Here is a 22,851-nt window from a genome sequence, read left to right on the forward strand (position 1 = left end):
TGTGCGGAAAACAATACCTTCGGAAAACCATCTGCTCCAACTGTAACCGCTGTAAGATAATCCAGTCGAAGCAAGGCCAAGTCTGTCAAATCTTCCTGGTTGAGTGCTTCGTCTTTTAAGTGAGTGTGAACTAATCGTAAGCCTCTTAGTCTTGCTTCGACTGGATTATCTTACAGCGGTTACAGTTGGAGCAGATGGTTTTCCGAAGGTATTGTTTTCCGCACATGTGAACCCTGAAGAAGACGATGGCGAACCTTGGACGATCCTTCCGCGAAAACTAGCCGGACAATTGGAAGAAGGAATCCTGGAGGAGATCCTAGAGATTGAATCTAGACTAGCACGCTTTAGGCGGAATCTAAAAGGAGCCCAAAAGGAGAATCGTGCATTTTTAGTAGGCGTCTATCCTGAAACGCATAGAAAAAGAACTCCTGCGCAATCAATAGAAGAACTCAAGGAGCTTTGCAGAACTGCCGGAGTTCACGTAGTAGATTCATTCATTCAGAGAAAAAATCGACTCGATCCGTCTACTGTGCTGGGCAAAGGAAAATTGGAAGAGATCGTTTTGAAAGCACTGCAAAAGCATGTGGAACTGCTCATTTTCGATCTGGAACTGACTCCTTCTCAAGCGAAGAAAATCTCCGACTATGCAGATCTGAAAGTGATCGATAGAACCCAATTGATTTTGGATATATTTGCGAAGAACGCAAAAAGCAGAGACGGTAAGCTTCAAGTTGAACTAGCTCAGCTGAAATATCTAAAAGGTCGACTGACGGAGTTAGACGACAATATGTCGAGATTGACAGGGGGAATCGGAGGAAGGGGTCCCGGAGAGACAAAACTCGAGATCGGAAAACGTAGAGTCGAAGAAAGAATTTCCAGGTTAGAGCAAGAATTAAAGTCCCTGAAAAAGCGAAGAGAAACCGCCAGACGACGTAGAAAGAAAAATGAAATCCCAGTATGCGGAATCGTTGGATACACTAACGCCGGAAAATCTACATTGTTAAACGCATTAACAAAATCGCATGTACTTTCCGAAAACAAGCTCTTTGCCACGTTGGATCCTACCTCGAGAAGGATTCGTTTCCCTCAGGAAAGAGAAATCATCATCTCCGATACAGTCGGATTTATCCACGATCTGCCGCCTGAATTGTCGAATGCATTCAAGGCAACTTTAGAAGAGTTGGGCGATTCGGACTTGCTCTTGCACGTAGTGGACGTATCCAATCCGGAGTACCAACTTCAAATGGAAGCTGTGGAATCCATATTAGAAGATCTAGGCCTTTCTGATATTCCCAGAATATTGGTGTACAACAAGATAGACAATTTGCCTGAAGAGGCAAGGAGCGAGATTTTACGGGAAGTTGATCCTGAAACAGTATACGTCTCTGCTGTAAAAGGATTCGGACTGGACGTGTTACTCGGTAGAATCGAAGAAAGGATTTATTCCGAAAGCTCGGCAAAAGTATCTCAGGCAAACGCGGCTTTCGCTTCTTCCATCGTGTGGTAAATGGCTACCTTCTTAGGGAGCTCCATTAAGCGAATTACGTTTTCTAAAAAGTGATTCAACCCACCGATTACGATCTTGCCGTTGTGCTGATCCACAGTTTTGATCAAAGTAAGTAGTGTAGCGACTCCTACGCTATTGATATATTCCAGCAGAGATAAATCTAGTATGATTTCGTAAATTGCATCATCAAAAACAAAATTAATCTTTCGCGATATTTCAAACGCATTGGAATTCGTGACTTTTCCTTCCATTGTAACAAGTAAGACTTCTTTTTCGCCTACTGGTAGGCGTTTTGTCTCGATAAATAGACCTTCGAATTCCGTTCTAGCCATTATTAATAATCCAAGCTATAAATGTAACAATCCGTCTCTCAAAGTTGCACGAAGTTCGGTTCTTTCCGATAGGCTTTCCGGAGACGCATTTATCTTAGCGGTTCCCCGAATCAAAATTCGGATGCTTCCTTTTCCTTCGATAACTCCTTCGTAGTTCATATATATCCTGCGATGGTCGTCTTTCCTTAATAAGGTGACTTCTTCTCCTTTTTGTAAAAGTTCCCATCCGGAAACATACGTTCCGAACGTGATTAGACGAGAAATTCCCCCAGGATCCAAAAATAAATCTATATGTGGCTCCAAAATTCCTTCGTGCAACGAAAGCGTAAACGGGAGCTCCCAGTCTGGCATTCGATTACAGCTTATCCTCCAATCGAATCGCAATCGAAGGCTCTAGAATAATCTCCAGCGAATCGATTCGGGCCAAAGATGTCTGAATGGAAGATTCAGAACAAGGATGAGTCACAACAACCACTTCTACTGGCTCGGAATCCGATTCATTTTGTCGGACAGAGGAAATCGAAACAGAATTCGATCCAAGCACCTTAGCTATTTCTGCGAGCACCCCTGGCTTATCCACGGTATTGAATCTTAGATAATATCTTGCCTCGGTTTGATTCGCTTCGGAGATCTCTGCTGCAGAAAACCGATTCTTCTCCGAGATCGGTTGGGTATCTCTTCGTGCACCGTAGTACAAAAGATCACTAACCACAGCAGATGCAGTAGGTAGAGAGCCGGCCCCTTTTCCCATTAACAATCCTGGTCCAGCAAATGCAGCTTTGTAATAAATCGCATTTGTCTCGTCCATCACGCTTGCAAATGCGTGGTGTTTCGGAATCATTACCGGTTGAACTCTAGCCTCGACCTTTCCATCCAACTTGCGAACCAAGCCTAAGAGTTTAATTCTATAACCTAACTCCGCTGCGAACTGAATGTCTAATCGCGTAATCTTTGTTATTCCCTCGACTGTAATGCTCTGTAAAGGAATTTTCTCCTTAAAAGCAAGAGATCCAATGATGCTGATTTTATGAGCAGTATCTATCCCCTCCACATCGAAACTTGGATCGGCTTCCGCAAAACCAGCCTTTTGCGCTAAAACCAACGCTTGGCCATAGTCCAGGTGCTCCCTTTCCATTTTGGAAAGAATAAAATTCGTAGTACCGTTTAGAATTCCGTACAATCCGAGAATATTATCTCCCGATAAACAATTTCGGATCACTCGAATCACAGGGATTGCGCCGCCAACAGCGGCTTCGAATCCAATTTCGGTTCCGTTTTCTTCCGCTAGTTTGTAAATCGATTCTCCCTTTTGAGATAAAAGAGCTTTGTTCGCGGTGATTACGGTTTGCTTTGCTTTCAGGGAGGAAAGTAGGATTTTCTCCGCCACATCTACTCCGCCGACCAACTCTAGTATTACGTCGATGTCCGGATTTCCGGCTACCGTTCGAAAATCATCCGTTATAATTGCTTCCGGAAAATCCTTTCGAACGGAGTGCAACTTTTCCAAGGATCGGGAGCAGATACTATGCACCTGAACTCGAATTCTCAATTCCTTTTCCAAACTGCTGGCTTCCTCTTTTAGGATCTTAAGGACTCCTAAGCCGACCGTTCCAGCCCCGATCAATCCGACTCGAATCGTTTTCATTCTTGGACAATCCTTTAAGTTCGTTCCATTCGTTCGACCTTTTTCCAGACAAGAATTGGCCTTTCCAGTAAAGAGTTCGGATTTTTCTTTACGAAATGGGATGCTCGTGGTAGAGACTCTATTTTACGACGGCCGAACGGTTCCGTCGAAAATTGAAGGAACCTTATTCATGGCGAATCGTCGCAAGCCCCCTCGCAAATCTTCCGGTCACAAAAAGCAAGATTCTCATCACAAACAAGGCGGTGGGAAAGGAGGCCAGGGTGGCAAATTTAATAAGCGAAGACAAGGCCAAGGTCAGTCGAACCGTCAGCAAGAACAGGTAGTCGCTTCCAAAATTTCGGAGACGATGAAGGAGCTCCCCAAAAGGAAACCTCCAGAAGGCGAAGATTCTTCCCGGAAAAGCCTGTTTCGCTTTATTGCAGTTGTTGTAATCATTCTGGTCTTTTTCTTTGGGTATTTCATTTGCAGGGAATACCAAGACAAAACACCCGTTTATGGAAAAAGAGGATGGGATGAAACCGCCCACAAAAATATCGGCTGGAAAGAAGCTTCGGATCATTGCACGGAACGAGGAAAACGACTTCCGGACAGAGAACAGCTCAGAACGTTTAGCAAAAGGGCAGACGCAAAACTAAAGGCATTGGGAATTTTTTGGTCCTCTACACCGGAAGGAGATAGCGGATATTACAATACCGTAAATCTAAAGAATGGAGAAATAGGCTCCAGTCCGGTCACAATGAAATTCTCCGCCATCTGCGTAAAGTAACCGGCTTTAAAATTCATGATTGTCCTAACATTCGCGAGTATCAGCTATTTGACTGGGGCAATCTTAACCGGGTTATGCTCCTACTTTCTTCTATTTCGTCGTGATAAATTAGAAACAACTCTGCAGCTTGGGTGGATTTTTCTATTTTGTAGTATTCTACAGATTTCGTTTCTCTTAGGGACCTCACTTTACTATCAAACTTCCTTTTTGCATCGGTGGATCGCTCTTCCCTGCGTATTTTTGATCTGCACTCATTTACTAAATTACTTTTATCTACTACATCCTCAGGCGTCTCCGAGATTCTCCAGGATTTTGATTGGATCCGGATATGCATTCTCTTTCGGTATATTAATTTTTCATATTGTTAGAACTCTCGGTGGAAATTCTACTTATTCATTTTCTGGTTCCGTTTTCGAAATCATTCAGCACACGGACGAGAAACTGATTGCTTGGATACTGATTCTATACCTGAGCGGTATCCTGATCTTCGGAGGAATTCGAGCTTTTCAAGCTTACAGGATCGACCTTAAGCTGCTCGCGCTGTCTATTTGGGTTCCATTTCTTTTGTTACTCGGGACCACGATCGCGTTTCACGCCAAAGAGATTGCCTTTCCGATTGAAAGAGCGTTCGCATTATCTTTTTGGAATCCGATTCTTTTGACCGCTCTATTTTTGACTTGGTTGGTTCACTTAAGAGCATCCGGAGAAGCATTCACTTTAAGAACCCCCTTGCTCCTTGGAATTTTGCTCTTGCTCTTGTTCGTATTTCAGGGAAGTAGCTGGTTGTTTCTTCAACCTGGCTTAGATTCCTTCCGAGATACTATAAAAGAAAGACAAAAGGCAGAGGACCTTCCTAAAAATTCATATACGGTAACTGTGCAAGATTCTCCTGGCTTTCCGGCTGGAACGTTCGGAGAATCCGATTTGTCTTTGTTTTCGGAAACAAGAAAAGATCTAATACTTTCTTTCCTTTGGGACAAACCAAAAGAGATTTCTCAGGAGTATCCTGCTTACGAAAAGGCTGCAGAAGATCTAAATAAGGTAGCAAAGAATTCCAAAGAATTCGAGGAGAAGCTTCTATCTCTCTCGAAGGAACTGGAGCCTTACCGAAGAAAAGTAGAGCACTTACGCGAAAAAGGATTTAAAGAATCCGTAATTCTATTATTAAATCCGGAAGGCCACAAAAAGATTCTCTCAATCTATTTACAGGTTCTCTCGGGAAAGGTTCGCAACTCTCCTGCAGAAGGAGACTCCCTGAAAATTCTGGTTTTGGATCAAATGAGAGAAATTGTGCCTGATGGCGAACCTAGATTCAGAAGAATTATAGGAACCCAAGCAGAATATTATTATTCTATCATACAAAAGTCTCCAGGGAAAACTTCTGCAAAAGAGATCGGAATTCCTTACTCGGATTATCTGAAGTTTCAAACTGGATTACTGCTAAAACCTCTGATCGCCTTTCTACTCTGCCTGATTCTTTTCGGAATCGGTTCCTACTGGTTTTTGTCCTACTTGGTCTTTCTGCCCTTGGACAGATTATATTCCGGATTGGAATTGGTCACCGAGGGAGACCTGAACCGAGAATTGGGTGCCGAGGCCTGGGATGAAATAGGAAGCATTGCGGACCAGTTCAATCGAATGATTCAGGCGATGAGAAACAGTATGGACAATCTGTTATCTGGGACAAACGAGAATCCGAACAAATCCGAAGGCGCTGTGAGCTCGATGACTCGGGCAAAAAATGATTTTTCAGCCTCGATTTCAGAATTGCCCGATAGGCAGTACAGCTTGCAGGAGTTGTTCCAACAAGTAAAGGCAACGAGCTCTCCGGACCAACTGAAAGCGATTCTAATGCAATTAGAGAGTATGCCGGGCGGAAGCAATCGATCCAAGTTGATACTCAAGACTGCTCTAAAACTCAAAGATTATAGAAGAGCACTTCACTCTGTAGAAACTCTTTTGGAATTCGGAAAATCTGACCCGGAGCTTCTATTCTTGTCTTCCTATTGCCATAAAAAGATAGGTGAGTACGAGAAGGCCATTGAACTTGCTGAGCAAACCCAAGAAATATCTCCGCAGCATTCTCAAAACAGACTGCATTTAGCAGAGCTTTACTATCTTTCCGGAAACTTAGAAAAAGCGACCCAATTGGCGACCAAGATTCGAATGGAAGAAGGACCTTCCCCAACCCTTTCAAAATTGCTGAATGCGATAGAAAAAAAATCCGGCTAGTGTATTTTAGTACCAATGCGTACTAAAATACATAGGATCTCGGGCCGCTTCCAATCCAGTACGGAATCCTTCCTTGCGACAGTAGAGATCGATCAGAATACTGGCTTAATTTCTTCCGTAGAAAAAGGTAAAGTATTAGACTCTTCTAATGCTAGTTCGGAAGATTTAGTCTTCGATCCAAATACCGAAGTTATCTTTTCAGGATTCGGCGATATTCACGTTCATGCAAGAGAAGACGAAACCGGAAAACATTGTTATAAAGAAGATTTTCAGAGTGCTAGCCTAGCCGCGATCAACGGGGGTGTGATCCACATCGCCGATATGCCAAACAATCCAGTTCCTCCAGTCGACGATTCGACCTACGAAAAAAAACTTACTCTTACAGAAAAGGCTCCAATTCATATCACTCTTTACGCAGGAATCGGTCCTCACACAAACCCATTATCAAAACATGTTCCATACAAAGCATTTATGGGGCCTTCGATCGGAGAGCTTTTCTTTCACTCGAATCAGGAACTAGAAAATACGATTCAAAAGTACCAAGGCAAAAACGTAAGTTTTCATTGTGAAGATCCCGAGATTCTAGAAAAGAACCAGTATGAAAAATACCATGAAGATCGCAGACCAGCACTCGCAGAAACTCTCGCAACTGACTTTGCACTCTATTTGATTGAAAAATACGATCTACAAGGAAAGCTTTGCCATTACTCCACGAAAGATGGACTACAAAAGATCATCGATGCCAAAAAGAGAGGAGTAAAAGTTACCTGCGAAGTAACTCCTACTCACCTGTATTTCGACAAATCCATGCTTACCGATGAAAATAGACATTGGTTCCAAATGAATCCCCCCTTAAGAGGGCCCGAGGACAAAAAGGCTCTTTTGGAAGGAGTCAAAGACGGGTGGATCGATTATCTAGCCACCGACCATGCGCCCCATTCGATCGAAGAAAAGAAAAAAGGAACTTCTGGAATTTCTCAGTTAGACACATATTCACTTTTTGTAACATGGCTACATCGCAGCGCTGGACTATCCTTGGGCATCATATCCAAGATCTGTTCCGAAAACCCCGGTTCGTTTATTAACGAGTTCCTACCTTCAGAATACGGCAAAGGATACGGATTTGTTGAAGCGGGATACTGCGGGAGCTTTACTGTCTTAAACTTTCACAAAGAAACAATATTCCAGAAAGAGGACATCAAAAGTAAAAGCGGATGGTCTCCGTTTGAAGGAGTTACTTTCCCTGGAAGCATTAGCTCAGTAATAGATCGTGGAATTTTGATACGAAACTGAGGATTGGTCGCTTGAATCGCAAACCAATCCTCAAACATTCTTGGATTTAATAAACTGGACTAGGCCTCGGGATTTTCCAAGACGAGCGCGATTCCCTGCCCACCACCGATGCAAAGGGAAGCTACACCGTATTTCGCCTTTCTGCGTCTTAGTTCATAGGCCAAGGTAATCGTTACTCTTGCCCCACTTGCTCCTAGAGGATGTCCGATCGCAATCGCACCGCCGTTGACGTTCGTGATTTCAGGATTCAATCCTAATTCCTTTTGAACTGCAAGATATTGAGCTGCGAATGCTTCGTTTACTTCTACCAAGCTCATATCAGAAAGTTTTAATCCTGCCTTTTTCAAAGCAGACGGAATTGCAATAGCCGGTCCGATTCCCATTTTTGCAGGATCACATCCTGCGTGGCCATAGCCCCGAATGATCGCGAGTGGCTTCTTTCCGATTTTTTTGGCATAAGAAGCACTCGCAACTAGAGTAGCCGCAGCACCGTCGTTTAGACCGGAAGCATTTCCTGGGGTTACTGTCCCGCCTTCTCTAAACGCTGGTTTTAAAGAACCAAGCTTATCCTGACTGGCAACACCCTTGATAAATTCATCTTTTTCTAATGTAACCGGCTTCTTTCCACCGATCGTAATCGGTAGAATTTCTTCCTTTAATCTTCCTTCGTTCGTCGCTTTTTCCGCGCGAGACTGAGAGATCCCCGCCCACGAGTCTTGCTCCGATCTGCTGATTTTGTACTGATCCGCCAAATTCTCCGCGGTGGCGCCCATAATCAGTCCGACATACTGGTCGGTTAATCCTTGCTCTAAAGTATCCTCAAATTCTGCAGAACCATATCTCACTCCCCATCTTGCATTTCTTACAACATAAGGTGCATTGCTCATAGATTCGGATCCACCTGCAAGAACGACTTCAGAATCTCCCAGATAGATTTTCTTTGCAGCTTGGATGATTGCCTCCATCCCGGATCCGCACAATCGGTTCAGTGTAAGCGCCGGGATAGACACCGGTAATCCAGATTTCAAACCGATATGCCTGGCGAGATAAATCGCTTCTTTTCCTGTAGGAATTACATTCCCAAAAATAGATTCACCGATATCACTAGACTTTACTCCGGTTCTTTCCAACAAAGCTTTCGAAACCTGAACGCCAAGTTCTACAGTGCTCAAATCTTTCAACGTTCCACCAAAATTTCCAAACGGAGTTCTTATCCCATCAAGAATGACTGCTTCTTCCATGATTTCCTCTTTTTAGTTCGCATTCTATATTCGTAATTTTTAATATTGCTTTCAATTGAACAGTGTTAAGCAATGCTCTACCATTTATCTTCCTTTTGAACAAGCTTTCATTCCTTAGACAACCATTCCTAAAACTAAAGATTTTGGTGTCTTTGTGGCAGTAACCATTTAAACCTTATTCTAGGGAAAGTCTTAGGAACTCTGTATAGATTCCATTTTTTGTATCTTACATTCCATTCCAAGTGTCTATTCTGATAAATTCCCCGAATTTGGAAAGGAAACTCTTGAAACCCCAGACACTTTTAGAGATACCTGGAGATGGACCCCTATTTACACATCTGTATACTTGGTCCAAAGATTCTGTCGCGAGGTCCAAAAAATGACCACAGTTACTCGTCCCAAAAGACGCACTCGAAACAGCCTTAATAGAGAAACAATCGTTCAAGCAGCCTTTGAAATTCTGAATGAAGAAGGAATCGAAGGCCTATCGATGCGCAAGATTGCTGAAAAGTTAGATTGCAGCGTGGCAAGTCCTTACTCTCATTTCAAAAGTCAGGAAGACATTATTCGTATTCTGATCTCTCAGGGAGAAGCGCAGCTAACGGAAACTCTGAAAGTTGCCAAAACAAAAGGTAGGACCTCTTACGAACAATTAGTAGTAATCGCCAGAACCTATTATGAATTCTCTGGAAACAACCAAGAGCTGCACAAGGTCATGTTCAACACTGTCCATGGGCCTATGCACAGAAAGGCATTCCCAAAGCTACCGACTAGTTATCGTGTATTTCTAGAAACGATTCGAGAAGGTCATAGATCTGGAGAATTTAGAATCTCCGAAGAAGAAATTCCTTCACTCGCTAGGACATTATATTCCTGGATGTACGGAATCATAGTTCTGGACATGACCGACATGCTGAAAAAGCGCGGAATGGGTGATCCGTTAGATGAAGGATTCCTATTCTTTAAGAAAATGCTTTTAGGTGACGGATCGGAAAATCAGCTGCATTCCTAAATAAGCACTCTTTGCTTTTTTAGTATTTGGCGATGCTTGGATCCACTTCGTCGGAGTATCTTAAGATCCCTCCGTCCAAATTATGTACTTTCTGAAATCCTAAAGATTTCAAATAAGAACACGCATTTGCGGAGCGGACTCCGGAACGACAATAAACCACGATTTCCTTTCCAGAATTTTTCCAGGCATCCAATTCCGAAACACGATTCGGCAATTCGGTAACCGGAATCAATAAATCAGTACCATCTATCAGACTGATTTCTTGTTCATTCGGATTGCGAACGTCGAGCAAAAATAGGTTGCTCTTCCCTTCTAACTTTTCTACCAATTTGTTTTTTAATTCTAGCGGCGACATTTTGTAGATAACCTTATTTACAGATTTCTAAACTGCGGAAGAAAGCTCTTCCAACTCGGACTGCAATTCTTCCCATTTTTCAGTTAGGCGAGCGATCTCGGCTTTTGTTTCGTTATAAGTATCTAACTCCATCTGGTAACTTCTTTTTTTGTAAAATTCCGGATCTGCCAGAAGTTCTTCGGAATTAGCGCGGTTTTTTTCCAGTAGCGAAATCTTTGCTTCCAGCTGTTCGATTTCTTTCTGAATTTTTTTCACCCGATTCTTATCTGAGTTACGTTGAGACCTGCTCTTCTCCTTAGACTCGTTTTGTGGGGCCTCTTCTATTTTTTTGATTCCTCCTTCGGATTTCAAATCCTCGGGAGGGAAGCGCAGGTAATCCGAGAAGCTGCAATTCAGATCTCGGACTTTTCCACCGGAAACAGAGATAGTCCTGTTACATAGATCTTTGAGAAATTCAGGATCGTGGGAAATAACTAAAACGGCTCCCGGATATGCTTGCAAAGCCCTTTTCAAGTTGTCTCGAACCACCAAATCCAAATGGTTTGTAGGCTCATCCAAGAATAAACAGTTTGATTCAAATTTGACAAGAAGTGCGAGTCTTAACCTGCTCTGCTCACCACCGGAAAGCATTCCTACTTTCTTAAAAACTCTATCCTCGGAAAAAGAAAAATATCCGAGCAAGTTTCTGGCTTCTACGTCCGAAAGATCCGGATAAACGGATAATACAGTCTCTAATAAAGACTTTGCCGGATCCAGATCTTCGTGGTGATTCTGGGAAAAATAACCGATCTTGGTCTTGGGACCATAAGTGATGCTTCCCGAAGTAAGTTTATGAATTCCTAATAAGCATCTTAGGAATGTGGATTTGCCCGCGCCGTTTGGTCCGATCACAGCTATCTTATCGCCATTGGATACGTGAAGCTCAGTTCCTTCAAAAATATAAGGCTGCTTTCCGTCGTAGGAAAAGTTTGCATCCTCGATTCTGAATGCTAGATTGCCACAGGGGATATAATTGAACCTATAATCCGTTTTTGAATTCCAAAAGGATTCTTCTGGTGCGTCTATTTTGTCTCTTTTTTCGAGTTTCTTTATTACACTTTGTACTTGTCTTGCCTTTGTGGCTTTTGCTCGGAACCTTTCCACCCATTCGGTTCTTTTTTTAAGATAAGCTTCTTCCTTTTTGAACTGAACTTTCAGTTTTTCTAATAATTCATTTTTATGTTCGAAATATTCTTCTAGAGTTCCATTGAATTCCAGGACACCGGATGGATTCAATTCGGCGATCGTATTGGTAGTTGCATTTAAGAATTCTGGGTCGTGAGTCACCAAAACAAAAGATCGGTTCGTCGTTCTCAAATATTCCGAGAGCCATTCCTTAGAAGCGTGATCCAAATGGTTTGTAGGTTCGTCCAAGAGCAAAAGGTTACCGGGATTCAGTAATGTGATGGCAAGTCCAAGGCGGTGTTGGTATCCGGGTGAAAACTCTTTCACCCTTCTCTCCATCTGTTCGTTGGTAAATCCCAAGCCACCTAGGATTTTTTTTGCCCTAGCTTCTAACTCATGAACTCCATAGGTGAAGGCATATTCTTCTAGAGAGCTTTGTTCATCCAGCAGGTCATGAAACTCTTTGGAATCATGGGAGACGCGATCCATTCTATTATGAATATCTGATAAACGCTGCGAGTATTCGTTGTAATGCTTGTGCCGACTTAGGGCGGTGTCGATGACCTTCGCCTCGAAGTCGAAATTGGGAATCTGCTGAAATAGTGAAATTTCTGTATGCTTGGAACGGCTGATGATTCCTTCTTCCGGAATCAAATCACCTTCCGCCATTCTAAACAGAGTCGATTTTCCGGAACCATTCGGTCCCACAAGGGCAACTCTCGCTCCAGGTTTAATATGCCAGGAAAATCCTTCGAATAGAGTAGAGCTCCCGAATCTATGTTTGATATCTATGAACTGTATCATTATGGTTCGGGATAATCAGGATATGATTCCCGGGGGAACACTTCCCCCGGGCGGGGTGAATATAGGTTTGAGTGCGATTGCTACCGCGCTAGCCTTATCCTTTCGAGAGGTTTGCCTACTTCTTCTTAGCGAGGATTTCTTCCTTTCTCGCTTTGAGGTGTTGTACATACTTGCTCGTTTCCCCATTCATTTTCTCAACAGAGCTTTTCAGAGCTTGTTCGAGCTCTTCCAAAGTCATCTTGTTGATCTTTTTGTTCTTCTTTTCGGTTGTCTCGTCAGACATGGGTACCTTCCGATGCTTTCGTAAGTCAAATTTTTCCAATTGGGTGCTTTCGACAATCCCTTTTGCTGCCTATACTCCAAGGCAGATTTCCGAAAATTGGAGAAAATTAGAAATTCTCAAGAGATTCCGGAAATGTAGAATTGGCACGCCAATGATCTATTCTTTCTTTGCCACAAGACCCGGATTCGGTCCTCTATTTTTGCGTTTCGGTTTGGCGATTCCAATATTCCCGCACGGAGCCCAAAAAGCCCTGGGATGGTTCGGGGGAAGCGGTTTTGAACCAGCGATGGATTATTTTACAAATACTATGGGCTTCCCTTATTTCCTTGGTTTGTTCGCAATTGCATTCGAATCGATCGGGGCCATCGGTCTGGTACTCGGGTTGTTCACAAGACTCTGGGCAACTGGAATCGGGATCACATTAACTATAGCTGCTTTTACTCATCTAGAGTACGGCTTCTTTATGAACTGGTGGGGGGACAAGGGAGGAGAAGGATTCGAATACCATATACTTGCGGTAGGTATGTCACTTTGCTTAGCAGTTGTAGGCGCCGGTTCCTATTCTATGGACAGAGAGATTTCTCACAGAATCATTTAATAAACTTAAGTAAGCTTTTCCAAAAGAAAAACCCGATGCTGACTTGCAAACATCGGGTTTCAAAAGGAAGAATGATTTGATACTATCGATTAGTCTGCGTAACGAATCTTATCTACTACTTCTTCATCCAAGATATAGGATCCTTTCAGAGTTTGGACCACAAGCTTTCCTTTTTTCTGAGAAACAACTACGCCTCTCAACTCGCGTCCGTCTTTCAGGATAATGTGTTCTACAGATAAGTTATAGATCTCACTCAATTCCTTTTCTGTTTTTGCAGTTTTGAGATGACGAGTAGAGTCTAACAGTTCCTTATCAAGACCGCTCAGGTTCTTCCTCATATGCGCATATTCTGGAAGAGTTTTCTTTGCCCTATCTGGGTCTTCGGTCAATTCATCTTTATCTGCAGTTACCACGATCAGATTTCCGACAGTGATTACTTTTACTGATTTTTCCCGAACCAAGGTAGTTACTTCTACAGATCCTTCAGAGACAAACACTGTGGATTCCTGGTCGGAAGCGCTTACTTCAAATGCGGTTCCTCGTACGGCAGCCACCACAGTCGGAGTATCTACTACGAAATTTGCATTTTTGTTCTCTTTCTCAACAAGGTTCATTAACTTTCCTGAAAGTAATGAAAGTTTTACTTGAGATGCTTCCGTTTCTCTTAAGCCTTTTAGAACGAGTCTTGTATTTTCTTTCAATCGAATGACGCTAGAATCCGTAAGACCGATATCTACGGAAGTTTTATCACCGGTTACGATTTGATCACCTTCGTTGAGCAAATCGCCTTTATGCAGAGGAGATTCATGATCGCGAATCAGTTTCGCATCTCCCTTCACAAATACTACGGCAGCTTTTAATGAATGCCCTTCGTTTACAGGAGCCTCTTTGAAGCCAAATTTCCAGACTCCGACGCTAATCACTCCTACTAAGACTGCGGCCGCGGCGAGCATTAACCCCCGACGGCTCGCGCTGGATACGTTAACCACATTCTTATTTTGATTTGCGGGTTCCATGACGCTTTCCTCCACTTCAATGCGGGGTGACTTGCCTATCCAAGCTGGATCGAAGTCGGGGATAGACGAAACGGGGCCTGACTGCTTATTAAGCAGTTTGGCGTAGGCTTCGAATTCGGGTGTCATCCTGTTCATCCTTCTATACCGTTTCCATTTCCAGGATCAAGCCTTGGCTAGTTCCCACATCACTAAGAGCAACAATCTCGATTTAAGCTCTTTGCACTTTTTTTCCAGAATGTGTCTTTTTTTTGACGAATCATTCTGCTTTTTCTTATAATTCATCCATAAGAAAAATCTAAGATCGAAGAAAGTTACCAGGTTGAAAACCTCTTCGCTTTCCTTCTAACAACATTGCTTTTTCGGCTCTTTCTAATAATCGCGAAATTCCAGAAATCGATAGATCTAAGACCTGTGCGATTTCCTCTAGCTTACATCCTTGACCGTATCTAAGTTCGAGCGCAGTACGTTGCTCCTCGGGGAGCACCGACATCAGCTCACCTAACATTCTAGAGAGATCTTCGGCTTCCATCTTATCTAAAACTTGACCTTCAGGCCCTTGAGCTTTCGAACCAAATATCGGAGAAGTTTCTTCTCCCATTAAGGAAACATTCTTTTGATAATAAGATTTACCATGGTTAATCATCAAATTCCGAGCGATTCGGAATAAGATCATTCGAGAAATATTACTCTCCGGGATTTCTCTTTCAGAATAATGTTTGAAGAAGTTCAAGAAACAATCTTGCAGTAGATCCAGTGCTGTCGATTCGTCTCGAATAGAACGCCGAATAAACGAAAACAAATGATCCTTATTTTGGTTATATATGTTTTCGAATATTTCGGCACGTTGCACGATAAGAATGGAAGTTTACAGAACTGTCCCTTTTTTCAAGTAAAATCGGAATTTTCTTGAATAAAGAGTTTGCTTAAAAAACCTAGAAATGAAGGAATCATCGGTCTGTATCAAGGATCCAAAAGGATATATAACCCAATTATGGCCAGAATCGGTCTAGTCACAGCATTATTATTACTCTTATTTACTTTTGATCTAATCGGCGCGACCTTGATAATGAAGAACGGTAAAGTTCTACAAGGTAAAATTGTTAACCAGACGCGAACAGATGTGGAAATCGAAGTCAACGGGAAAGTCTTTTCTATTCCGAAGACTGAAATCCAAGAATTAAAACTAAAGGACGCGCCCAAGGAAAGAGTGAAGCCGAAAGAAGAGCAGGTAGTTGTCCAAGAAGCTCCCAAAAAAGAACGGTTCTGGCATAAACCTAGGTGGAACTATCCACTCAGTTCTGCGGTTTTACCTGGTTGGGGAGTTTGGAAATCGGACAAGAAACTTTTAGGTATAGGAACCTTTGCTGCCGTTATAGTTTTGGCTTATCTTGCGGTAGATTCGGATTCTAAGCTAAAGGAAGCAAAACATGCGTACGAAAACAATGTGTACACGTATGTATTCGTTTCGCAACAAGATCCTACCTTAAATCCTCCGAGCGCTACTTTACCTAGAGTGTTGTTAGGTGCTGGATATTCAGGTCCTTCTTTTGATAAATATGATGCAGCGGCACAACATGCGAATTTGACTTTGATCGCGTTCGGTCTAGCATACGGCGGACAGATTTTGTATTCCTATTTCTTGGGAGTGCAAAAGGAAAAAGCACAAGCATTGTCACCTGCAGTTTCTGCCTCGGAAGGATTGAAATTCAGTGCGTTCCCGTCTTTTGTTCCTACTGCCAATGGCGGGAACGGTCTAGGTTGGAATGCACAAGCTTCGTATTCAATGAGCTTTTAAGGAACTCGGACACAGACTAGGTCTTTTCCCGTGCTGCAAGGATACGCACCGTATCCTACTGCGTTTATAGTTAGCAGGCTTGCTTGTCCGTAATTACCGTAGCTCGAATTGTTTCGCCAACTTCCACTAGCGTCCTGGCAGTTATTCGGACTGGTTGCCCAACCGCCTGTGATCCCGGTCCAAATATCAAATGTACTGATTGCATTCGTTAGACTTCCACCTCCGCCAAAGTTAACGATCGGCGCCGCAGTACCTGAGGACATTACGTCCACCCAAGTTGCACCATCAAATTTCACGTACTTTGTATTTGCTCTAAAGAAGGAAAAATCATCCATTCTTCTAATCCCACCACCGACTAAATTTCCCGCGAGCATCGCCTTGTACTCTGTAGGATCTCCCGGATAATTGGTGGCAGAAGGAACATTCTGAGCGCAAATCTGATCTGCTCCTAATATTCCATTAAAGTTAACTGCTTGATAGTGCGAACCTCCGTTATTTAGAACGAACAAGCATAGATCCGGATCCGAAACTGTAAACGTAACATATTCTGGAATATCGGTATCACTTCGTACAGCTTTCAGAACAAAGGAGCCTCCCACGCAATTGCTATCCGCGGGAACGTTCAAATACAAATAATCACTTCCGGATCCGGTGATCGTAGACACCCCACCTGAATTCGGATTGATACCGACACTGATTCCGGATGACGCAGAGTCCAAAGTGTACGTTACCGTCACCGGACTGGGGGGAGTGAAATTTAAATGCAAGAGAACAGAGAGCGATTGATTTTCAGCAATCGAGCTCGAATCGTATTGGATCGATCGAAAATCTAGACCTGCTTGGGCAAAACTAATATCCAGCGCAAATCCTAAGGGGCTTTTACTAGCATCTAATTCTAAGGCCTCAGCCTTATTGCAGTAATTACTGGAAAATGCCAAAAGCAAAAAGAGAAATAATCGTACAATTATCGTTCGCATCGGAAACCGCCGGAAAGTAATTCACTTTGTTTAACAACGAACGTTAAACCGGAACTACTATCTTATTATATAACCGCTACGGATAATAATATTTTTACTGAAAATCGGGATTTTGTCTCAGTTTTTTCATCTCTTTCCTAAAAACTTCGTATGGATCCTCATCTTGTTTGGCGCTCGCTGTCATAGTTTCGCTGTTTTTGTCATTTTTTTTATGACTAATGAACCAGGAATCGATATGCTTGGTTACTCTCTTCATTCGACTTAGGACCATTTCTTCTTCTGGATTTCTAATTTTGTTTTGTAGAGCCTCGGTCTTGTTCATTAACAACCGGTGGAGTTCCTTTGCTCTATATCTAAAAGAATCGTCGCCAGGATAGCATAGAATCTGATCCGATTTTTCCTTGCCTCCATCCCAAGCGAGTCGAATGAATTTCTCTCTGTCTAGAATTTCACTGAATACTTCTGCAGAAAATTGGGGCAAAAGATACTGAATGTCGGATACACTAGGCGGAGTTTGCTTTTTGAAATAGTAAGAATCCATTGTAGAAGAAATCGATGACCTTTCTTCCGCCATTCTGATTCTTTCTTCGGATCGCAACTTTTCCTGGACCCGGGCTTGTTCTTGTTTTTTGGAATGTTCCTGGTTCTTAAATTTGAGTTGGTTCTGGGCAGATCGAATTTTCTCTTTTGCATTCTTAAAGAAAATGTCCTGAACAAATCGTGCAATTCCAATCAGCTCAAAAATAGAGTAATACCAAGGGAAATATTGTACATATCCTTTCCGCAAAACTTTACCGTAAGCTTTTACAAAGTCTGATTTTTGAAACACTGATTTAATTTGAGGCTCGTGAGATTCGATCAACTTTCTAATACACAGTATTTTCCAAATCTCCGCATTAGAAGTTTGGCTCAGACTAAGAACAATTTGTCTTACACTGTCCGCATTCTTGTGCATAAAAGCATGCATTGTTGTATCGGAAGTCTCCCAGGACGCGTACGCGATATTAGAATCATCCATCAATAATCTGCGTACTTCTTCGGAAAAATTCCGAAATTCTTTTTCAGTAACAAACAAAACCTTACGATCCCAAGTGGAGTCGTTTGCGGATAATTTGCCCTTGATCTCTTGAAAGTGATCGTGTTCTCTTTGGCTGCTTCTTCGTTTTAGCTCTTTTTCTGCGATTTCGGAAAGAGTCCTCACTAGCATCGCGGATAAAGTTCCTCGAGGACCTGACTTGCTGTTCTCAAATCCGCTTGCATTAGAAAAAGCTTCAGCTCGTAATAATCTAAATCTCGCAGTTTCAGAATTTGCAGGATCAGAATAATAATGCTTTTCTAACAGAGCGATTCGTTGGAACTCCTCGGCTAATAGATGCTTTAATTCCTTTTGACTTTTCTGTTGAATGAACTCATCAACAAATTCTAATATTTGAAGTGCTTCTTTGGGCCCCTTTAAAGGTAACAATCCAAAATTTGGAACGTGCACTAATCTTCCTTGCTTGCGAAGATCATCTTCTAGTTCAAACAGAAAATCTTTTGCAAATTTCGGATCTAACGGGATTCGAAAAGCATCTCCCTCGAACGATTCCTTTAAGTACAAAAATAATTTCGGAAATGGGGATTTTCCTGAGATCCCTTTTTTCCAATCGGTTTCTAAATCTTCCCAAATTGCTCTCCGATCAGGCTCTTGATGTAGATCTAGAAATTTGAGGATGTTTTTGATGGAAGCATCCAGCAGTTCTAAATAAATCCGACTTAAATCAAAAGACTCTCCTTCAGGAAAAGCTACAAAACAAGATTTCGACTGCGGAGGTTGCATCGGATCTTCAAACACAAAATATCCGAGTTGAAGAATCGTTCCATCTTCTAGCAATCTTTTGAGATGAAAATCCATCTCGATCGCGCTCAGCTCGCCGACTTCGGGAACTCTATGGTGTGCCTGAAATAGATTTTGTGAATGGACTTTTTTGTAGGATGTCGCGGCAGCTACCGCTTTGTACAAGGCGTGAGTCACCTTGTCATTCATGTAATAGCTTACTACCTCTTTGAGCTTCTTTACTTTTAAAAAGCTCGGAAGAGACGTATTTGCAATGGTCGGCCCCGATGTTAAGGGCCTCTGCGTTTTCATATTCATGACAAAACCGATCTTACTGAATCAATAGTCCAAAAGGCTTATAAAGCTGCTTTTCTGCTGCTTTACGTCCTTCTATTCATTTGCGACTTTCGCTTTCCATTCGGAGAAACAATCTTCACCGAATCCTCTTGACTCTTTAGATTCGCATAAGTTCCTGGAAAGGGAATGCACCTCAGGAAACAAACCCCTTTCAAGCCTCGAAAAGTACTCCTCGTAATTCTAGACGGGGTAGGTTATTCTCCCAAAGGCCCAGAGTTTGGCAACGCAGTTGCCGGAGCAAGACTACCTTTCTTATCCAAACTCTGGTCAAATTCGCCAACAATTCTTCTAAAAGCTCACGGCCGTTCGGTCGGTATGCCTTCGGATGAAGATATGGGAAATTCTGAGGTTGGTCACAATGTATTAGGTTGTGGTAGGATTTTTGACCAGGGGGCAAAACTCGTCAACAATTCGATTGCAACTGGAGCTTTATTTCAAGGACAAGCATGGAAAGATGTAACAAACAACTGTAAGGCGAAAGGTTCCACCTTACACCTGCTAGGTTTATTCTCCGATGGCAATGTGCACTCTCATATAGATCATACAAAAGCATTAATCGAAGGAGCTGTGCGCGAAGGACTAAAGAAAATTAGACTCCATATTCTGTTAGATGGACGAGACGTGCCTGAAAAGTCTGCACTAGATTATCTAATTCCCTTCGAAAACTGGCTAGAAGAACTTCGTCAGGCCGGAACGGATATCAGGGTGGCCTCCGGCGGAGGTAGAATGACAATCACCATGGATAGGTACGAGGCAGATTGGTCCATGGTCGAAAGAGGATGGAAGATTCATGTTTTGGGAGAAGGCAGGTCCTTTCCAAACGCAACAACGGCAATCCAAACATTTAGAAATGAAGATCCAAAAGTGATCGATCAGTATTTGCCGGGATTCGTAATTTATGAAAACGGAAATCCGGTTGGAAAGATTGTAGATGGCGACTCTGTGGTGTTTACCAACTTTCGAGGGGACAGAGCCATCGAAATTTCTCAAGCCTTGACACAGACAAAATTCGATAAATTCAATCGAGGCACGCTTCCAAATATAGTATACGCAGGGATGATGCAATATGACGGCGATCTAAAACTTCCGGAAAGATATTTAGTATCTCCTCCAGCGATCGATCGAACATTGGGCGAGTACATGGCGAAAAGCGGAATTCTTCAGTATGCACTGTCTGAAACTCAAAAGTACGGACATGTGACTTTTTTTTGGAACGGAAATCGATCTGGTTATTTTGACCAATCCAAGGAAGAATTCAAGGAGATTCCTTCGGATGTAATCCCGTTCGACCAAAGTCCCGAAATGAAAGCAGAGCTGATTACTCAGGAACTGGAAAGGGCGCTCAGCCAGAATTCATACGATTTCTATAGAGTGAACTACGCGAACGGAGATATGGTTGGTCATACAGGAAATTATGCAGCTACTGTAAAAGCGATGGAGTTCTTAGATGCAAAAATGCAAAGACTCGCAAAGGTATGCGTAGATAATAAAATCATACTTATTGTAACTGCTGATCACGGAAATGCGGATGAAATGTACCAGCTCGACAAGAAAGGGAATGTTGAGAAGGATAAAAATGGTCTTCCGGTCCCCAAAACGTCTCACACTTTAAATCCGGTACCCTTCACAGTATTAGATCCAGTGGATTCGATCCGTCTGAAATCAAACGTGCAGGATGCCGGACTCGCGAATGTAGCTGCGACTATTTTAGACTTAATGGGATATGAAACACCGGAAGGATATCACGAATCCTTAATTGATCGTTGAGCTTCCGAAAGAGTTCTAGACTAGGGCGATTCTTTTTTCCTCCTGGTAGAATCCTTTCCAAATTGCATCCGCCGTTCCTAGAAGTATATTTTCTTCCAGGGTTTGCTCTTTATGGAAATGAAATTTTACCAACCCCAAAAAAGCCCCGATCATAGCAGCGCCTATAGGCAAATCCTTACTTTCGGAATTGTTTTCGGATTGTAGAATCTGATTTAGGTTTTGACCTATTGTATAAAACAATTTCTCGCTTTCAGCATCTAAGAATGGACAGTTTGCATACCTATCTATAAAAATAAATTCATTTGAACTCTCTTTAAAATAGACGGTTAGTTTCGACCAAAATAGGTGGAATCTCTTTTTTTGAATTCTCTCGCTATCCAAGTCCTTGATAACTCTATCTTCAAAATTTCGAATGCACCTGCGGAAGGATTCGTTAAACAAATCATTCTTATTTCGGAAATTTCTATAAATGCTTCCGACACCGAGTTTCGAATCGGTGGCTATGTCCGGGATATGAGTTTCAAAATATCCCCTGGTCGAAAACAATTTCAAAGCGGAACGCAGTATTCTTTCCCTTAAACTGATAAACGAATTCGCTGCGCCTCTACTAACTATGGCGAGATTTGATCCTGGGAAGATTTTTTCCTTTTTCATAACGTAGGAATTTTTCCGAAAGAATCAACATGTCAACGCTGAATGAAAAATGTTGCCTTTAAGTGGCTTCCTTTTCATCTCCGAATAGAACCACTTCATTCTGACAAAAGATAATTTATATTATTGTAATATATTTTATTACTTTCAAATAAATTCTCATTCCCATTACAAACTGTTTGGTACTCTTGTTTGCGCGTCGATTAATGTTCAAAAAATTTTATTCCGGATTTTGTAAAAGAAAAGGTACTTGGAAAATGTGAATGGAATAGAAGCCGGAAGATCCTCCGAAAAAGAAAGGACTCGATATGAGTCCTTTAGAATGCAATAAAATCTTTCCACTGCTACAAAAGGCCAAGATTTGAGTTTAAGGTTTGCTTACTCCGTACGCAATTAATGCTGCCAATGGTCTCGGAGTGATTCGCATGGATTGAGCGACCAATTGATTAAGAAATCCTGGGATGGTGGATGGAGTTTTGCCCAGTTTGTCCAAGCATTTGTCCACGACGTCCTCCGGTTTGGACCAACCTGCAATCGCATTTGGTGAATGAACTCCTGCCCTTTCTTGGAAAGAAGTTTTAGTATATCCTGGAGAAAGTGAAATCACTTCCACACCGGTGCCTCTCAATTCCGCCCACAAAGCCTCACCGAACAGCAGATTAAATCCTTTGGTAGCTCCATATGTAGCAAAAAACGGAGTAGGTTGGTAGGCAGCGACACTTGCTAAAAATATGATTCCGCCTTTTTTTCTGGAAACCATATCCGGCAAAAATCGACTTGTAAGCGCTACTGGCGCTCTGCAATTTACGTCGACCATTTCTGCTTCGCTGTAAGGAGCCAACTCATCAAACCTTCCATAGGTTCCAAAGCCTGCGTTATTTACGAGAAGACCGATAGAAATACCTAGCCCCTTTACTTTTGCAAGAATCTGATCAGCAGAGTCTGCTTCCTTAAGATCCTGTACAAGCGTCTCTACTTTAACTCCGTACTTTTTGCGGATTGCCTCTGCGACCATTTCCAACTCTGGTTTTCTGCGAGCGACTAGGACCAAATCCATTCCTTTGGCTCCTAAGCGATCTGCGAATGTTTCTCCTAAACCTGTAGAAGCTCCGGTGATCAGGGCGGCACCTCCGAATCGGTCCTGCCAGTTTTTCTGCTTCATTGAATCCTCCTTTTCAAGCAAGCAAATTCGGAATGAATATTCATTCCGAATTTATATTCACGGGTCTTGGAAAGGTCA

General features: G+C 42.4%; 20 protein-coding genes and 1 pseudogene. 8 read left to right on the plus strand and 13 right to left on the minus strand.

All coding sequences use genetic code 11. The features are described from left to right. Positions 1–145: 145 nt before the first annotated feature. Positions 146–1,507: pseudogene (gene hflX, locus CH373_RS17320) on the plus strand (GTPase HflX); the annotation flags it as partial. On the opposite strand, the gene CH373_RS17325 reads toward hflX, so the two are convergent. The 3 genes from CH373_RS17325 to CH373_RS17335 are packed head-to-tail and all read right to left on the minus strand — an operon-like array spanning position 1,468 to position 3,484. Next, on the minus strand, positions 1,468–1,839 hold the full coding sequence (locus CH373_RS17325; protein ID WP_100715209.1) for an STAS domain-containing protein: 372 nt from the start codon (positions 1,837–1,839) through the stop codon (positions 1,468–1,470). The pseudogene hflX and the gene CH373_RS17325 sit on opposite strands and share 40 nt — an antisense overlap. 15 nt (positions 1,840–1,854) lie before the next feature. Continuing rightward, the gene (locus CH373_RS17330) at positions 1,855–2,190 is read right to left on the minus strand and encodes a hypothetical protein (RefSeq protein ID WP_100715210.1); all 336 of its coding nucleotides are present in this window, start codon (positions 2,188–2,190) and stop codon (positions 1,855–1,857) included. A gap of 4 nt (positions 2,191–2,194) precedes the next feature. Further along, positions 2,195–3,484: a homoserine dehydrogenase gene (locus tag CH373_RS17335; RefSeq protein WP_100715212.1), complete on the minus strand. Its 1,290-nt coding sequence runs from the start codon at positions 3,482–3,484 to the stop codon at positions 2,195–2,197. A gap of 169 nt (positions 3,485–3,653) precedes the next feature. On the opposite strand from CH373_RS17335, the gene CH373_RS17340 reads away from it, so the two are divergent. Genes CH373_RS17340 through CH373_RS17350 form a run of 3 tightly spaced genes read left to right on the plus strand, consistent with a single transcriptional unit; the run spans position 3,654 to position 7,775 of the window. Further along, a complete protein-coding gene (locus CH373_RS17340) occupies positions 3,654–4,250 on the plus strand; it encodes an LIC_10572 family protein (protein WP_100715243.1) in 597 nt (198 codons plus the stop codon). A 15-nt stretch (positions 4,251–4,265) separates the two neighbouring features. Continuing rightward, positions 4,266–6,482: a methyl-accepting chemotaxis protein gene (locus CH373_RS17345; RefSeq protein ID WP_100715213.1), complete on the plus strand. Its 2,217-nt coding sequence runs from the start codon at positions 4,266–4,268 to the stop codon at positions 6,480–6,482. A gap of 15 nt (positions 6,483–6,497) precedes the next feature. Further along, positions 6,498–7,775 carry an amidohydrolase family protein gene (locus tag CH373_RS17350; protein ID WP_100715214.1) on the plus strand — a complete coding sequence of 426 codons (1,278 nt, stop codon included), beginning with the start codon at positions 6,498–6,500 and terminating at the stop codon, positions 7,773–7,775. A 59-nt stretch (positions 7,776–7,834) separates the two neighbouring features. Here CH373_RS17350 and CH373_RS17355 read toward each other — a convergent pair whose 3' ends face one another. Beyond that, positions 7,835–9,016, minus strand: a complete 1,182-nt coding sequence (locus tag CH373_RS17355; protein ID WP_100715215.1) for an acetyl-CoA C-acetyltransferase — start codon at positions 9,014–9,016, stop codon at positions 7,835–7,837. Between the two features lie 379 nt (positions 9,017–9,395). Between CH373_RS17355 and CH373_RS17360 the strand changes: the two genes are divergently transcribed. After that, positions 9,396–10,028, plus strand: a complete 633-nt coding sequence (locus CH373_RS17360) for a TetR/AcrR family transcriptional regulator (RefSeq protein ID WP_100715245.1) — start codon at positions 9,396–9,398, stop codon at positions 10,026–10,028. 19 nt (positions 10,029–10,047) lie between these two features. On the opposite strand, the gene CH373_RS17365 is transcribed toward CH373_RS17360, so the two are convergent. The 3 genes from CH373_RS17365 to CH373_RS18685 all read right to left on the minus strand — a co-directional run bounded on the left by CH373_RS17365 (position 10,048) and on the right by CH373_RS18685 (position 12,634). Continuing rightward, complete coding sequence (locus tag CH373_RS17365; protein ID WP_100715216.1) at positions 10,048–10,383, minus strand: rhodanese-like domain-containing protein; 336 nt, start codon at positions 10,381–10,383, stop codon at positions 10,048–10,050. A gap of 27 nt (positions 10,384–10,410) precedes the next feature. After that, entirely contained in the window at positions 10,411–12,351 is a 1,941-nt protein-coding gene (locus CH373_RS17370) for an ABC-F family ATP-binding cassette domain-containing protein (RefSeq protein ID WP_100715218.1), read from the minus strand. A gap of 115 nt (positions 12,352–12,466) precedes the next feature. Continuing rightward, complete coding sequence (locus tag CH373_RS18685) at positions 12,467–12,634, minus strand: hypothetical protein (protein WP_165778866.1); 168 nt, start codon at positions 12,632–12,634, stop codon at positions 12,467–12,469. A gap of 151 nt (positions 12,635–12,785) precedes the next feature. Between CH373_RS18685 and CH373_RS17375 the strand changes: the two genes are divergently transcribed. Next, the gene (locus tag CH373_RS17375) at positions 12,786–13,232 is read left to right on the plus strand and encodes a DoxX family protein (protein ID WP_100715247.1); all 447 of its coding nucleotides are present in this window, start codon (positions 12,786–12,788) and stop codon (positions 13,230–13,232) included. Between the two features lie 89 nt (positions 13,233–13,321). Here the strand turns inward: CH373_RS17375 and CH373_RS17380 are convergent, their stop codons facing one another. Next, positions 13,322–14,383 (minus strand): FecR family protein, encoded by a 1,062-nt coding sequence (locus CH373_RS17380; protein WP_100715220.1) that lies wholly within the window; start codon positions 14,381–14,383, stop codon positions 13,322–13,324. A 160-nt stretch (positions 14,384–14,543) separates the two neighbouring features. Next, positions 14,544–15,098 (minus strand): sigma-70 family RNA polymerase sigma factor, encoded by a 555-nt coding sequence (locus CH373_RS17385; RefSeq protein WP_165778867.1) that lies wholly within the window; start codon positions 15,096–15,098, stop codon positions 14,544–14,546. 141 nt (positions 15,099–15,239) lie between these two features. On the opposite strand from CH373_RS17385, the gene CH373_RS17390 reads away from it, so the two are divergent. After that, a complete protein-coding gene (locus CH373_RS17390) occupies positions 15,240–16,043 on the plus strand; it encodes an LA_0442/LA_0875 N-terminal domain-containing protein (protein ID WP_100715250.1) in 804 nt (267 codons plus the stop codon). On the opposite strand, the gene CH373_RS17395 is transcribed toward CH373_RS17390, so the two are convergent. After that, positions 16,040–17,020 carry a DUF1554 domain-containing protein gene (locus CH373_RS17395; RefSeq protein ID WP_100715221.1) on the minus strand — a complete coding sequence of 327 codons (981 nt, stop codon included), beginning with the start codon at positions 17,018–17,020 and terminating at the stop codon, positions 16,040–16,042. The genes CH373_RS17390 and CH373_RS17395 overlap by 4 nt on opposite strands. Before the next feature lie 94 nt (positions 17,021–17,114). Beyond that, complete coding sequence (locus CH373_RS17400) at positions 17,115–19,154, minus strand: hypothetical protein (protein ID WP_100715222.1); 2,040 nt, start codon at positions 19,152–19,154, stop codon at positions 17,115–17,117. Between the two features lie 165 nt (positions 19,155–19,319). Here CH373_RS17400 and gpmI point away from each other — a divergent pair, with 165 nt between their 5' ends. Then, positions 19,320–20,960: a 2,3-bisphosphoglycerate-independent phosphoglycerate mutase gene (gene gpmI / locus CH373_RS17405; RefSeq protein ID WP_100715223.1), complete on the plus strand. Its 1,641-nt coding sequence runs from the start codon at positions 19,320–19,322 to the stop codon at positions 20,958–20,960. Positions 20,961–20,975: 15 nt separating this feature from the next. Here gpmI and CH373_RS17410 read toward each other — a convergent pair whose 3' ends face one another. Next, positions 20,976–21,614, minus strand: a complete 639-nt coding sequence (locus tag CH373_RS17410; RefSeq protein ID WP_100715224.1) for a TetR/AcrR family transcriptional regulator — start codon at positions 21,612–21,614, stop codon at positions 20,976–20,978. A gap of 364 nt (positions 21,615–21,978) precedes the next feature. Next, positions 21,979–22,773 carry an SDR family NAD(P)-dependent oxidoreductase gene (locus tag CH373_RS17415; protein ID WP_100715225.1) on the minus strand — a complete coding sequence of 265 codons (795 nt, stop codon included), beginning with the start codon at positions 22,771–22,773 and terminating at the stop codon, positions 21,979–21,981. Between the last annotated feature and the right edge of the window lie 78 nt (positions 22,774–22,851).

Source organism: Leptospira perolatii, assembly GCF_002811875.1.
Classification (GTDB): domain Bacteria; phylum Spirochaetota; class Leptospiria; order Leptospirales; family Leptospiraceae; genus Leptospira_B; species Leptospira_B perolatii.